A 13,746-nucleotide genomic window follows, 5' to 3' on the forward strand; every position below is an offset into this window, starting at 1 on the left:
ATCGTGTCCCCTCACCGGGCTAATGTGGACCGCGTACGGCGCGGCTGATCGCGCGAACCGGACCGTCGGAGGGACAAAGCCGTGGAGGTCAAGATCGGCGTGCAGCACGCACCCCGGGAGATCGTGCTGGAGAGCGGCCTGAGCGCCGAGGAGCTGGAGAGCATCATCGCCGATGCGCTGACCGGCACCGCGCCGCTGCTGAGCCTGACCGACGTCAAGGGCCGCAAGGTCCTGGTGCCGTCCGACCGGCTGGCCTACGTCGACCTCGGCGAGCCGGCCCAGCGCAAGGTCGGTTTCGGGGCTCTCTGAGGCACTCGACTCTGAGTGGAACGGCCCGGCGGATGGTTCCGCCGGGCCGTTTCCGTTTCTTCCGCTTCGGGTAGGACCGCAGTGACCCGGTTTGCCCTGACGTAGGGGAGTGACCAGATGATGCTGATGGAGGCCGTCGGCTCCGGTCTGCTGGGCCTCGCCCTGGCGGGCGTGGCCGTGCGCGTGCTCGCCAAGCGACTGCCCTCCACCAGAACGGTGCTGGTCAGCGGGGTGACGGGCGCGCTGTTCGGGGCCTACCTGACGCACATGTCGCTGGGTCCGGGGCACAACACCCTGTTCGCGACCCTGCTGGGCGGGCTCGGCGTGTCGGCCGTCGTCCTGTCCCTGCTGCTGCGCCCGGCCGCCGGGGGCGGACGGCCCCCGCGCCGGCCTCCGTTTTCGCTCCCGTCGCGGAGCTGAGCGGGACCGGGCGGGCTAGGCCGTGTTTTAGAACTCGCCTAGGTCCGTCAGGCGGCGAGGCCGAGGGCGGCCATGCGCTTGGTGTGGGCCTTGGTGATCCGGGTGAACATCTCGCCGACGGCCGCCAGGTCGAAGCCGGCCGCCATCCCGTCCACGCCGCCGACCAGCATGGTGGACAGCGCGTCGCGCTCGGCGACCACGCGCTGGGCCTGCGAGAGGGCCTCACCCATCAGACGGCGCGCCCACAGGGCGAGCCGGCCGCCGACGCGCGGGTCGGCCTCGATCGCGGCGCGCACCTTCTCCACGGCGAAGCCGCCGTGGCCGGTGTCGTCGAGGACGCCGACGACCAGGGCGCGGGTGTCGGTGTCGAGGTGGGTGGCGACCTCACGGTAGAAGTCGCTGGCGATCGAGTCGCCGACGTAGGCCTTGACCAGGCCCTCCAGCCAGTCCGAGGGAGCGGTCTGGCGGTGGAAGTCGTCCACGCCCTTCGCGAAGGGCTCCATCGCGGCCGTGGGCTCGGCGTCGATCGCCGCGAGCCGGTCGCGCAGCCGCTCGAAGTGGTGGAACTCGGCGGAGGCCATCTTCGCCAGCTCGGCCTTGTCGCCCAGGGTGGGCGCGAGCTTCGCGTCCTCGGCGAGGCGCTCGAAGGCCGCGAGCTCTCCGTACGCCAGCGCGCCGAGGAGGTCCACGACGGCGGCCCGGTACTGCGGGGAGGCGGAGGCGGTCGCCCAGTCCTGGGCGGCGATCCCCTGCGCCCCGGCCGGGGCGTTCTCGTCGGCGGGAGATGCGTTTTCAACAGTCGACATGCTCCGCACAATAGCCCGCCGAAAGGCGGGACAAGTCACCACACCTGAACACTGCCTGTCTGTGTAAACCCGCCTACCTGGTGAATTCACCCGACACACCTGCGCGATTCCGGGGTACAGTGGTAATGCGCCTGCCGAATACTCGGCGGGCCATCCGAATGAGGATGCCCGGTCGGTGGCCCGATCGGCTCCACCCGACCGCCCTCGGTGCGGGGAGTACGTCCATGCGTACCACCTCCACGAGGGGCCCCCTCAGCGGCATGAGCGCCTGAGCGATGGCAGTGGTCCCGCGCAGCTTCGTACGACCCTCCCGAACCCCGGGTGGGCGCAGTACCGCAAGCCCGGCACGGTAGGACCCCCCTCGCCGCCTCGCGCCGCGTCTCACAGAAGAGGCAGCACCCTGACTACGTTCCGAGAGCTCGGGATCTTTCCCGAGACCGCCGAGGCCCTGGAAGCCGTCGGCATCGTGTCCCCCTTCCCCATCCAGGAGATGACCCTCCCCGTCGCCCTCTCCGGCACGGACGTCATCGGCCAGGCCAAGACCGGAACCGGCAAGACGCTCGGTTTCGGCCTTCCCCTGCTGGAGCGCGTCGTCGTCCCCGCGGACGTCGAGGCCGGCCGGGCCAAGCCCGAGCAGCTGACCAACGCCCCGCAGGCCCTCGTGGTGGTTCCGACCCGCGAGCTGTGCACCCAGGTCACCAACGACCTGCTGACCGCCGGCAAGGTCCGCAACGTCCGCGTCCTCGCCATATACGGCGGCCGTGCCTACGAGCCGCAGGTCGAGGCGCTCCAGAAGGGCGTCGACGTGATCGTCGGCACCCCGGGCCGTCTGCTGGACCTGGCCGGGCAGAAGAAGCTCGACCTGTCCCACGTCAAGGCCCTCGTCCTCGACGAGGCCGACGAGATGCTCGACCTGGGCTTCCTGCCCGACGTCGAGAAGATCATGAACCTGCTGCCCGCGAAGCGCCAGACCATGCTGTTCTCGGCGACCATGCCGGGCGCGGTCATCGGTCTCGCCCGCCGCTACATGACGCAGCCGACGCACATCCGCGCCGTCTCCGAGGACGGCGAGGGCGCGACCGTCGCCAACATCAAGCAGCACGTCTTCCGCGCGCACAACATGGACAAGCCGGAGCTCGTCTCCCGCATCCTCCAGGCCGAGGGCCGTGGCCTCGCCATGATCTTCTGCCGGACCAAGCGCACGGCGGCCGACATCGCCGAGCAGCTGGAGAAGCGCGGCTTCGCCTCCGGCGCCGTCCACGGCGACCTGGGCCAGGGCGCCCGCGAGCAGGCGCTGCGCGCGTTCCGCAACGGCAAGGTCGACGTGCTGGTGTGCACCGACGTCGCCGCGCGCGGCATCGACGTCGAGGGCGTGACCCACGTCATCAACTACCAGACGCCCGAGGACGAGAAGACCTTCCTGCACCGCGTGGGCCGCACCGGCCGCGCGGGCAACAAGGGCATCGCCGTCACCCTGGTCGACTGGGACGACATCCCGCGCTGGCAGCTGATCAACAAGGCGCTGGAGCTGGACTTCCACGACCCGGTGGAGACGTACTCCACGTCCCCGCACCTGTACGAGCAGATGAACATCCCGGCCGGCACCAAGGGCATCCTGCCGCGCGCCGAGCGCACGCGGGCCGGCCTGAAGGCCGAGGACCTCGAGGACCTGGGCGAGACCGGCGGCCGCGGTGGCCGTGGCGGCCGCGGCGCCGCCCCGGTCGCGACCGAGGAGCGTGCCCCCCGGACCCGTACGCCGCGTCAGCGTCGCCGCACCCGTGGTGGTTCGGAGGTCGCCGACGAGGTCGAGGCCGCGGCTGCTCCGGAGGCCCCGGCCGCCGAGGCCGTCGCCGCCGACGAGCCGCGCCGTCCGCGCCGCCGCCGCACCCGGCTGACGGCGGCCGCCGTCGCCGCGGTGAACGAGGCCGGCGCGCCGGTCGCGGTGGCCGAGGCCCCGGTCGTCGAGGCTGCGGTCGTCGAGGCTGCCGTCGTCGAGGCTGCGGCTCCGGCCGTGGCCGAGGAGGCGACGGTGGTCAGGCCGCGCCGGACCCGGACCCGCAAGGCGGCGGCTCCGGTCGCCGAGGCCGCCCCGGTCGTCGAGGCCCCGGTCGTCGAGGCCGTCGCGGTCGAGGCGCCGGTCGCCGAGGAGGCTCCGGCCAAGCCGAAGCGCACCCGGACCCGCAAGGCCGCCATCGCGGAGACCCCGGTGGCGGAGGCCCCCGTGGCCGCCGCTCCGGCCGCCGAGGCCAAGGCCCCGGCCCGGCCGCGCCGGGTTCCGACCCGCAAGGCCGCGCCCACCCCGATCCCGGACGTGGTCATCGACGAGGCGCCCGTCGCCCCGCGCCGGACCCGGACCCGCAAGGTGGCCGCCCCGGCCGCCGAGCCGCAGTTCCAGATCGCCCCGCCGAGCGAGCCGGTCCGCACGACCCGCCGCTTCCGCTAGGCACCGCGAGTACGGCCCCGGTCCCCCTTCCGAGGGGGGCCGGGGCCGTCCTCGTACCCGGCCCTACGGGCCGGTAACCTCGGGCCATGAGCAAGCCGCCGCGCCTCACCCTGCCCCCCGCCGCCCGCGCGTACCGCCTGGCCACCTCCCGCGGCGAGTTCGCCGTGCACGAGGCCGGCGAACCCGTCCACGGCACCGCCCTGCTCGTCCCCGGGTTCACCGGCAGCAAGGAGGACTTCATCGCCCTCCTGGAGCCGCTCGCCGCCGCCGGATACCGGGTGGTCGCCGTGGACGGGCGCGGGCAGCACGAGAGCCCCGGCCCGCGCGAGGAGTCCGCGTACGAGCTGCACGAGCTGGCCCTCGACGTACTGGCCCAGGCCGAGGCGCTGGCGGACGACGGCCCGCTGCACCTGGTCGGCCACTCCCTCGGCGGGCTGGTCTCGCGCGCCGCGGTGCTGCGGGACGCCTCCCCCTTCACCTCCCTGACCCTGATGAGCAGCGGCCCGGCCGCGATCACGGAGGAGCAGCAGGCCCGTACGAAGCTGCTGGTAGCGGCCCTGGAGGCGATGCGGCACGACATGCCCGCCATCTGGGAGGCGATGCGGGCCCATGACCCCGAGGACGCCGTCCCGGACTCCCCCGAGCTGGCGGCGTTCCTGCGCGAGCGCTGGCTGGCGACCGTCCCCGAGCAGCTGATCACCACCGGCCGGGTGCTGGTCTCGGAGCCGGACCGGGTGGCGGAGCTGGCGGCGGTGCCGCTGCCGAAGCTGGTCCTGTCGGGGGCGGTCGACTACGCCTGGCCGGTGCCGCTGATGGACGAGATGGCCGTCCGTCTGGGGGCTTCCCGGGTGGTGGTCGAGGGGGCCGAACACTCCCCGAACGCGGAGAACCCGCAGGTCACGGCCGCATCTCTAGTGAGGTTCTGGCGATCTTCGACCACCCGGTAGTTAGCTAAGGAAAAAATTTCCTTAGCGTAGGGAATGTTTCTGAAGGGCAGCCGGTTGACCCCTGTGCAAGGAGAACACCGACGAAGGGAGAAGCCGTGCGCTTCGAGATTCTGCGCCTGGACGATGTCGACGGAACCGCCGTGGACAGCACCGTCGTGGACGCGGCCTCCGTCAACCGGATCGTGCAGCAGGCGGCCGCCATCGGCCAGCGCATCCTGATCCGACCGGCCGAGAGTGCGTCCTCCTGATGCTTCCCGAAACGCCCCCGTACCGATCCGGTACGGGGGCGTTCGCATGTGCGGGCGGGGTCAGGCGCCTCGGACGACCTGGAGCACGCCGTTGATGATCTGCTGGACGGCGATGGCGGAGAGCATCATGCCGGCCAGGCGGGTGACCAGGACGACGCCGCCGTCCTTGATGACCCGGATGATCACCAGCGAGTAGCGCATGGTCAGCCAGAGGACCACGTGCATCGCCGCGATCGCGGTCCAGACGGAGAGCTGCCCGCTGAACCCGTCGGCCTTCTGCACGGCCAGGATGACGGACACGATCGCACCGGGACCGGCCAGCAGCGGCATGCCCAGCGGGACGAGGGCGACGTTGACGTCCTTGGTCTGCTTGGGCTCGTCGGTCTTGCCGGTGAGCAGGTCGAGCGCGATCAGCAGGAGCAGCAGACCACCGGCGATCATCAGCGCCGGGACGGAGACGTGCAGGTAGTCCAGGATCTGCTGACCGCAGATGCCGAAGGTCGCGATCACGCCGAAGGCGACGCAGACGGCCTGCCAGGCCATGCGGCGCTGGACCTTGGCGGCACGGCCGGAGGTCAGGGCGAGGAAGATCGGTGTGATGCCCGGCGGGTCCATAATCACAAAAAGCGTGAGAAAAAGGGATCCGAAGACGGCGAAGTCGAACACAGTGATGCCTTGCATAGAGAGGTGTTACGAAAAAGGGCGAGGGGGGAGGGCGCGCCCGGGCGCGGCGACCGCCTCGGCGGCGGTCGGCGAGACTCAGGCGCGGGCGTCTCCACCGGCGCCCGGCACGGGGAAGGCCCCCGTCGCACGGCGCGTGATCTCGCCGTAGATCTCGGGGTCGGTGGTGTACTCCCCGAGACGGCAGGTCTTGCGGCTGCCGTGGTAGTCGCTGGAGCCGGTCGTCAGCAGACCGAGTTCCCCGGCCAGTCCGCGCAGGCGCGCGCGGGTGTCGGTGTCGTGGTCCATGTGGTCCACCTCGATGCCGTCCAGGCCCGCGGCCGCGAGGGCGGCTATCGCCTCCTCGGGCACGCATTGGCCGCGCTTGACGGCGGCGGGGTGCGCGAAGACGGTGACCCCGCCGGCCGCCTTGACCAGGCGGATGGCGTCGAAGGGGTCGAGCTCGTGCTTCTCGGCGTACGCGCGGCCGCCGTCGGCGAGCCAGTCCGCGGTGAACGCGTCGGAGACGGTGGGGACGACCCCCAGCTCGACCATGGCGGTGGCGATGTGCGGACGCCCGACGGAGCCGTCCCCGGCGATCCGGGCCACCTGCTCCCAGGTCACGCCGACGCCCAGCTCCTGGAGCTTGCCGATCATGGCCTGGGCGCGGGGGGTGCGGTCGTCCCGCACGAGCTCCCGCTCACGGGCGAGCTCGGGCTCCCGCGGGTCGAAGAGGTAGGCCAGCATGTGCAGCCCGACCCCGTCGAGCCGGCAGGACAGCTCGGCCCCGGTGACCAGTGTGAGGCCCTGCGGCACGGCCGCGATGGCCTCGGCGTATCCCCCGACGGTGTCGTGGTCGGTCAGCGCGACCACGTCCAGCCCGGCCGCGGCGGCGTTGCGCACCAGCTCGGCGGGGCTGTCGGTGCCGTCGGAAGCCGTGGAGTGGGCGTGCAGGTCGATGCGCACAGCCGGGCTCCAGGGGTCGGACGGACGAAGGGGACACTCCAGGGTACCGGTGCCGGGAGGGGGGCGGGGTCGGGGGAGGGACGGGTTCCGGTGGGGCGGCCTCAGAGAAGGGTTGGGGCTTTCCCGTCAGTCTCATCGTCCTTCCGCGTCGGGCCGGCCTGTCAAGGGCGCTCCTTCGTCGCGTCGCTACGCGATGGCCTTCGGCCACCCTTGACAGACCGCCCCGCCACGAAAAGCCGAAGACTGCCGGGAAAACCCCAAAGGAACGGGACGGTTGTTCATTGACCATCCGGCTCCCTCAGCGATGAGGCGAGCAGGCCGGGTCCGGCAGACCGGGCATCCGGCCCCTCCAGATCCCTGATTCGGGACCAGGGCCCGCCCGACGCCCCAGATCGCTACGCGCTGCCCAGATTTCGGCGTCTGCCGCCCGTCTGGGGCCGATCCCCGCACCCAAGGACGATGAAATCGTCCTCCGGGCCCGCCAGGCGCATCAGATCGCTACGCGCTCCTCATTTCTCGGCGTCCGCCGGCCGTCTTGGGTCGATACCTGCACCCCAGGACGACGAGGACGTCATCCCGGCCCAGGACGGCCGTCGGACGCTGAGGCAAGAGGAGCGCGTAGCGATCTGGCGCGCCAGGGGCGTCCGGAGACCCTCCTGATCGTCCTTGGGTGCGGGTATCGGCTCCAGACGGCCGCTGGACGCCGAAATCTGGGCAGCGCGTAGCGATCTGGGGCGTGGGTTGCCCCTGGGCCCGGATCAGGATCTGGAGGGGCCGGATGCCCGGCGAGGCGGACCCGGCCTGCTCGCCTCATCGCTGATCCGGCCGCATGTCCAATAAGGAACCGGCCCGTCCTTTTGGGGGTTTCCCGGCAGTCCTTGTCTTTCCGGGGCGGGGCGGGCTGTCAAGGGTGGCCGAAGGCCATCGCGAAGCGACGCGACCGAAGGGAGCGCCCTTGACAGGCCGGCCCGAACCGGAAGGACAGTGGGACTGACGGGAAAGCCCCAAGGCATCTCTGAGACCGCCCAGCCGAAACCCCGCCACCCCCCGACCCCGGCCGCCCGTCCGTCCGTCCCACCGCCGCCCACCGGGCCGGGACGGCCCCCACCTCAAGGCCCCAGAATCCGCGGACTAAGCGCCCCGCACGGGACCAGCTCCACCTCCGCGCCCGCGTCGCGCAGGTCGGCCAGGACGAGTTCGTCGTACATCAGCAGGCCCGACTGTTCCGGCCAGACGATGGCCCACAGCCAGAGCCCGCCGGCCTCGCCCGCGAAGACGGCCCGGTCCTCCGGGGCCCCCTTCACGTGCCACAGCGGGGTCGGCCGGCCGTCGGCGACGACCTTGGCGTGCGGGGGGCCCGAGACGTCGAGGCCCGCGCCGGGGTCGGGGCCGTCGATGCCCGCGAAGCGGGCTCCGAGGCCGACGCCCAGTTCCTCGGCGACCAGCAGCAGCTCGCCCAGGCCGCCCAGGGGGCCGGGGCCCGTGCAGGCCACGACGGTGGCGCGGCCGCCGGTCCGGTCGTCACCGGCGGACGCGACCCCCGTGAACAGCCATCCCACCGGCAGCGGCCACGGCATCCACACCGGCACCTTGGCCCGGTTCGCCACCACGCTCAGGGCCTCCACGCTGGGCGGGATGACGGGCTGCAGCGGGTGGACGGCGCCGTGCACGGCGCACTGCCAGGAGTCGGAGAAAAGACCGGGCGCACGGACCCGGCCACCACACCTCGGGCAACTCGGTTCGCCCCTCATAGGAAGCACGCTCCTCCCCGCCCGGCGCCCCGTCAAGACGCGATCACCCGTCCGGATGGCGTCCGTCTGCGCGGACACCGCGCTCAGTCCAGTGCGACGGCCGTACGCAGAGGGTCCCGCAGATCCGTGCCGCGCGCGAGCCAGCGCTCCTGGAGGGCGGCCGCGCCGTGCACCCGCTTCCAGGCGGCCTCGTTCGCCGTCATCGGGAGCAGGGGGAGGAAGCGTACGGGGTCCATCGGCTCGTCCAGCACGAGGTCCTCGACCAGTCCGCCCGGCTCCGCGACGAGGACGGAGGTGAACGGCGCCCCCTCCCACAGCGGTTCGCCCACGTCGAGCGAGGCGCCGGGGGCCACGACGAGCCCCTCGACCATCGGGGAGGCCGCGAGCACCGCGAGGGGCCGCAGCACCTTGTCGGTGGGCGCGAGCCCCGCCCGTACGGTCAGCACCAGCTCGGCGCGCGGGCCGCGCACCGGGTCGGCGACCACGGCGGTCGGGTCGGTCATGGGGTGCGCGGACATGCCGAGGGTCGCGTACCGGACGAGGTCGCCCTCGGCGAAGCGGAGGACCTCGATGCGGTCGGTGCCCAGGAAGGTGACGGCGGCGCGGGCGTCGGGTTCGCCGAACGCGCTGCGCAGCCGGGCTTCGACGAGGGCCGGAATTTCTGCCATGGAGCGAGCATAGAACTCCTATCCGCCGGGTAAAGGCAGGGCTTTGACCATCCGTCGGCTGATAGTGTTGACAGCTGGTCGGGGCCGCGCGCAGAAGCGTGATTCAGGGCTCCGGCGACAGGACGTCCCCCACGGGGGACCGGCCGGAGGAGGTGGGGCTGCGATGGATCGAAGTCGATCGTGCAGTACCAATCGCTCTTCGGCGTCCTTCCAGGGCGGCTCCAGCCCCCTTTGATCTTCTGATCAGCAGAAGAGCGACGGCAGAACTTTGTCCTCCCGTCCTGTTTCCCTCCGTCCGCACGGGCCCGTCCCGCCCGTCGCCGGAGGGCCTCCCACCCGTGCGGTCCGCAGCCGTGCGCGAGAAGGAGCCTGCCATGTCGATGCTGCCCTACCTCCGTGCCGCCGTCCGTCCGGCACTGCGCAAGTCCGCCCCCGTACAGCCCTGCTACGACCCCACCCGCGACCCCTCCGCCAGCAGTGCGGTCGTCGACTGCGCCGTGTACCGCGACGGCCGGCGGGTGCAGGGCGACTGCCTGACGCCCCGTGAGGCGCTGCGCCGGGTCCGGGAGGACGGCGGGTTCGCCTGGATCGGCCTGCACGAGCCCACCGAGGCCGAGTTCGCCGGGATCGCCGCCACCTTCGGGCTGCACCCCCTCGCCGTGGAGGACGCGGTGCACGCGCACCAGCGGCCGAAGCTGGAGCGCTACGACGAGACCCTGTTCACCGTCTTCAAGACGATCCACTACGTGGAGCACGCCGAACTCACCGCCACCAGCGAGGTGGTGGAGACCGGCGAGGTGATGTGCTTCACCGGCCCCGACTTCGTGATCACCGTCCGGCACGGCGGCCAGGGCTCCCTGCGGTCCCTGCGCCACCGCCTCCAGGACGACCCCGAGCTCCTCGCCCGCGGCCCCTCGGCGGTGCTGCACTCGATCGCCGACCACGTGGTGGACGGCTACATCGCGGTCGCCGCGGCCGTGCAGGACGACATCGACGAGGTGGAGAGCGCGGTCTTCGCCGCCCCCGCCAAGGGCGTCGCCCGGGGCGGCGACGCGGGCCGCATCTACCAGCTCAAGCGCGAGGTGCTGGAGTTCAAGCGGGCCGTCGCGCCGCTGCTGCGGCCGATGGAGCTGCTGAGCGAGCGGCCCATGCGGCTGGTGGACCCGGACATCCAGAAGTACTTCCGCGACGTCGCCGACCACCTCGCCCGGGTGCACGAGCAGGTCATCGGCTTCGACGAGCTGCTGAACTCGATCCTCCAGGCGAACCTGGCCCAGGCCTCCGTCGCCCAGAACGAGGACATGCGCAAGATCACCTCCTGGGCGGCGATCGTCGCCGTCCCCACGATGATCTGCGGGGTGTACGGGATGAACTTCGACCACATGCCGGAGCTGCACTGGCGCTACGGCTATCCGATGGTGATGGCCGCCATCGTGGGCAGCTGCTTCGCCATCCACCGGACCCTGCGGCGCAACGGCTGGCTGTAGGAGCCATCGGTAGCGCTGCGGAGGCCACCCCCTACGCTGGGCCCATGACTCTCAGCGCACTCGATCTGGCCCTCGTCGAGGAGGCCTCCAAGAAGTCCGGCCTGATCTGGGTCCGCGGCATGGGGGCCGACCGGGCCCTGTGGCACGCCTGGGTGGACGGCGCCGCGCACGTGCTCGGCGACGGGCCCGGTGAGCAGCCCTTCCCGGGGCTCGCCGACGGGGCCGCGGCCGAGGTGACCGTACGCAGCAAGGACAAGGGCGGCCGGCTCGTGGCCTGGACCGCGGCCGTACGGGAGATCGCGCCCCGCACCGGGCCCTGGGAGACGGCCGTCGCCGAGCTGAAGGGCAAGCGGCTGAACGCGCCCGACTCGGAGGAGATGACCGAGCGCTGGGCCCGGGAGTGCCGGCTGCTGCGCCTGGAGCCGGTGGCGGTGGCCGACCGGCTGCCCGAGGGTTCGCTGGCCGCGGCGCCGCTGGACTCCCCCGCGATCACCCGCAGGCCGATCCCGGCTGGGCTGCCGAAGCTGCTGCTGAAGCGGAAGAAGAAGGCCTGACCGGGGTTCCGGGGGCTCAGCCCTTGGTGAGGTCCGCGCCCTGGCCCGAGGAGCTGCCGCCCGAGGTCCCGGTGCCCGTACCGCCGGTGCCCGTACCGCCCGTGCTCGTACCCGTTCCCTTCGAGGGGGCCGGAGACGCTCCGGTGCCCGTGCCGTCCTTGGTGGTCGGCAGCTGGGAGCCGTAGTCCACGGTCTGGTCCTGCGCCGGTGCCTCCAGCGGGAAGGGCTTGCCCCATTCGGACAGCTCCACCCGGCCCGCGCCGCCCGCGCGCTCCATCCGCAGCGGGTACGGCGTCCCCTCCAGGGACACCGTCAGCTTGCCGCCCTTGCCCGCGTCGGCCACGAGCGGTACCGCCCGGGTGTGGCCGACGGTGGTGTAGCCGCCCTTGGTGAGCTTGCCCTGGAGGCCGAGGAGCCCGTCGAGCAGCACGTGCATGTCGGTGAACCCGCGGAACTGCTTGTACGTGGGGTCGCTCTCGGGGACCTTCACGTACTTGTCGCCGAGCTTGCCGGCGGAGTCCGACTTCCCCCAGAAGGCCGCGCTCGCCTTCAGGTACAGCTGCTCGCCGACCCGCAGCAGCTGGAAGGTGTCCGCCTGCGACTTCACCTCGCCGGAGCCGCCGTCCGCCTTGAGCCGCATGTCCAGGGTGAAGGACTTGCCGCCGCTGACCAGGGTTCCGGAGAGGTGCACCGAGGTGGCCGCGGTGGCCGCGGCCTTCGCCTGGTCCTCGATCTTCTCCGGTGTCTGCTTGCCGACCCCGTTCGTTCCCTTGTCGGGGTCCGCCTTCTCCTCGCAGCCCGCCCCGGTGACGGCGATGCCCGCGCACAGGGCACCGATGACGGCGGCCCGGCGCAGCCGTACGGCGGAGGGGAAGGCGGTCACGTCGGGTGCCTCTCGTCGTGGGTCAGCGAGCAGCAGGCAGCGTACCCGCCTCCGGAACCGGCCCCGCCGGACCCCCGGCCGGACCGCCCCACCAGGACGCTTTCCCCCGGCAGGGGCTAGCCTGAGGCACGGCAGGACTGGTGATCGACGCTCTAGGAGGCGCTCGGATGGGTGCAGGCGCCCCGCGGATCTTCGTCTCCCATCTGTCGGGTGTGCCCGTCTTCGACCCCAATGGCGACCAGGTCGGCCGCGTCCGCGACCTCGTCGCGATGCTGCGCGTCGGCGGGCGCCCGCCGAGGCTGCTGGGCCTGGTGGTCGAGGTGGTCAGCCGGCGCCGGATCTTCCTGCCGATGACCCGGGTGACGGGCGTGGAGTCCGGGCAGGTCATCACCACCGGGGTCGTCAACATGCGGCGCTTCGAGCAGCGCCCGACGGAACGGCTGATCATCGGCGAGCTGCTGGACCGCCGGGTGACGCTCGTGGCCAGCGGTGAGGAGGTCACCGTCCTGGACGTGGCCATCCAGCAGCTGCCGGCCCGGCGCGACTGGGAGATCGACCGGATCTTCGTGCGCAAGGGCAAGGGCGGCGCGCTGCGCCGCCGGGGCGAGACCCTGACCGTGGAGTGGTCGGCGGTGACCGGCTTCTCCCTGGAGGAGGAGGGCCAGGGCGCCGAGAACCTGGTCGCCACCTTCGAGCAGATGCGCCCGGCCGACGTGGCGAACGTGCTGCACCACCTGACGCCGAAGCGGCGCGCCGAGGTGGCCAACGCCCTCGACGACGACCGGCTCGCGGACATCCTGGAGGAGCTGCCCGAGGACGAGCAGGTGGAGATCCTCGGCAAGCTGAAGGAGGAGCGCGCCGCCGACGTCCTGGAGGCGATGGACCCCGACGACGCGGCCGACCTGCTCTCGGAGCTGCCCGAGGACGACCAGGAGCGGCTGCTGACGCTGATGCAGCCGGATGACGCGGCCGACGTGCGCCGCCTGCTGTCGTACGAGGAGAACACCGCGGGCGGTCTGATGACCACCGAGCCGATCGTGCTGCGGCCCGACGCGACCGTCGCCGACGCCCTGGCCCGGGTGCGCCAGTCGGACCTGTCGCCGGCGCTGGCGGCGCAGGTGTACGTGTGCCGGCCGCCGGACGAGACGCCGACGGGCAAGTACCTGGGGACGGTGCACTTCCAGCGGCTGCTGCGGGACCCCCCGTTCACCCTGGTCAGCTCGATCGTGGACACGGACCTGCCGCCGCTGCCCCCGGACGCCTCGCTGCCCGTGGTGACGAGCTACCTGGCCGCGTACAACATGGTCGCGGCGCCCGTCGTCGACGAGAGCGGCTCGCTGCTGGGTGCGGTGACGGTCGACGACGTCCTGGACCACCTGCTGCCCGAGGACTGGCGGGAGACGGACTTCCACTCCGAGGAGGCCGTCAGTGGCCACTGAACGCGGACGCGGCGAGGCGGCGCGCGAGCGTCGCCGGGAGCGGCGCGAGCAGGCCCGTGAGGGGCTCTCGGAGCGGCTGGAAGAGGCGGCGCGGGTGCGCACCGAGCGGTTGGCGGAACGTTCCTCCGAGCGGGCGCGGGGCGGTGCGCCCTCGGGTGCCAGCGC

The 13,746-nt window shown here is 72.4% G+C and carries 14 protein-coding genes; 8 read left to right on the forward strand and 6 right to left on the reverse strand.

Annotation, left to right across the window (positions count from 1 at the left end; all coding sequences use genetic code 11):
- The first annotated feature begins 81 nt into the window (after window positions 1-81).
- The gene (locus tag AB0F18_RS19400) at window positions 82-309 is read left to right on the forward strand and encodes a DUF3107 domain-containing protein (protein WP_358894305.1); all 228 of its coding nucleotides are present in this window, start codon (window positions 82-84) and stop codon (window positions 307-309) included.
- Between the two features lie 120 nt (window positions 310-429).
- On the forward strand, window positions 430-729 hold the full coding sequence (locus tag AB0F18_RS19405; protein ID WP_362062184.1) for a hypothetical protein: 300 nt from the start codon (window positions 430-432) through the stop codon (window positions 727-729).
- Window positions 730-776: 47 nt separating this feature from the next.
- On the opposite strand, the gene AB0F18_RS19410 is transcribed toward AB0F18_RS19405, so the two are convergent.
- Complete coding sequence (locus tag AB0F18_RS19410; protein ID WP_362062095.1) at window positions 777-1,535, reverse strand: ferritin-like fold-containing protein; 759 nt, start codon at window positions 1,533-1,535, stop codon at window positions 777-779.
- A gap of 466 nt (window positions 1,536-2,001) precedes the next feature.
- Here AB0F18_RS19410 and AB0F18_RS19415 point away from each other — a divergent pair, with 466 nt between their 5' ends.
- The 3 genes from AB0F18_RS19415 (at window position 2,002) to AB0F18_RS19425 (ending at window position 5,173) form a co-directional block, all read left to right on the forward strand.
- Complete coding sequence (locus AB0F18_RS19415) at window positions 2,002-3,978, forward strand: DEAD/DEAH box helicase (RefSeq protein ID WP_362062098.1); 1,977 nt, start codon at window positions 2,002-2,004, stop codon at window positions 3,976-3,978.
- A gap of 86 nt (window positions 3,979-4,064) precedes the next feature.
- A complete protein-coding gene (locus AB0F18_RS19420) occupies window positions 4,065-4,925 on the forward strand; it encodes an alpha/beta fold hydrolase (protein ID WP_362062101.1) in 861 nt (286 codons plus the stop codon).
- A 95-nt stretch (window positions 4,926-5,020) separates the two neighbouring features.
- Window positions 5,021-5,173: a hypothetical protein gene (locus AB0F18_RS19425; RefSeq protein ID WP_007266367.1), complete on the forward strand. Its 153-nt coding sequence runs from the start codon at window positions 5,021-5,023 to the stop codon at window positions 5,171-5,173.
- 60 nt (window positions 5,174-5,233) lie between these two features.
- Here AB0F18_RS19425 and AB0F18_RS19430 read toward each other — a convergent pair whose 3' ends face one another.
- The 4 genes from AB0F18_RS19430 to AB0F18_RS19445 form a co-directional block, all read right to left on the reverse strand.
- Window positions 5,234-5,839, reverse strand: a complete 606-nt coding sequence (locus AB0F18_RS19430; RefSeq protein WP_362062187.1) for a MarC family protein — start codon at window positions 5,837-5,839, stop codon at window positions 5,234-5,236.
- Window positions 5,840-5,932: 93 nt separating this feature from the next.
- A complete protein-coding gene (locus tag AB0F18_RS19435) occupies window positions 5,933-6,799 on the reverse strand; it encodes a PHP domain-containing protein (protein ID WP_362062105.1) in 867 nt (288 codons plus the stop codon).
- Window positions 6,800-7,908: 1,109 nt separating this feature from the next.
- A complete protein-coding gene (locus AB0F18_RS19440) occupies window positions 7,909-8,550 on the reverse strand; it encodes a DUF6758 family protein (protein WP_362062108.1) in 642 nt (213 codons plus the stop codon).
- 83 nt (window positions 8,551-8,633) lie between these two features.
- On the reverse strand, window positions 8,634-9,218 hold the full coding sequence (locus AB0F18_RS19445) for a suppressor of fused domain protein (RefSeq protein ID WP_362062111.1): 585 nt from the start codon (window positions 9,216-9,218) through the stop codon (window positions 8,634-8,636).
- Window positions 9,219-9,592: 374 nt separating this feature from the next.
- Between AB0F18_RS19445 and AB0F18_RS19450 the strand changes: the two genes are divergently transcribed.
- Together AB0F18_RS19450 and AB0F18_RS19455 are read left to right on the forward strand one after the other, a co-directional pair.
- Window positions 9,593-10,705: a magnesium and cobalt transport protein CorA gene (locus AB0F18_RS19450; protein WP_362062114.1), complete on the forward strand. Its 1,113-nt coding sequence runs from the start codon at window positions 9,593-9,595 to the stop codon at window positions 10,703-10,705.
- Window positions 10,706-10,749: 44 nt separating this feature from the next.
- Window positions 10,750-11,259 (forward strand): hypothetical protein, encoded by a 510-nt coding sequence (locus AB0F18_RS19455; RefSeq protein ID WP_362062117.1) that lies wholly within the window; start codon window positions 10,750-10,752, stop codon window positions 11,257-11,259.
- A 16-nt stretch (window positions 11,260-11,275) separates the two neighbouring features.
- Here the strand turns inward: AB0F18_RS19455 and AB0F18_RS19460 are convergent, their stop codons facing one another.
- Entirely contained in the window at window positions 11,276-12,142 is an 867-nt protein-coding gene (locus tag AB0F18_RS19460) for a hypothetical protein (RefSeq protein ID WP_362062119.1), read from the reverse strand.
- Window positions 12,143-12,309: 167 nt separating this feature from the next.
- On the opposite strand from AB0F18_RS19460, the gene AB0F18_RS19465 reads away from it, so the two are divergent.
- Window positions 12,310-13,581, forward strand: a complete 1,272-nt coding sequence (locus AB0F18_RS19465; protein WP_362062122.1) for a CBS domain-containing protein — start codon at window positions 12,310-12,312, stop codon at window positions 13,579-13,581.
- Window positions 13,582-13,746: the final 165 nt, after the last annotated feature.

Source organism: Streptomyces sp. NPDC029216, assembly GCF_040648015.1.
GTDB lineage: Bacteria > Actinomycetota > Actinomycetes > Streptomycetales > Streptomycetaceae > Streptomyces.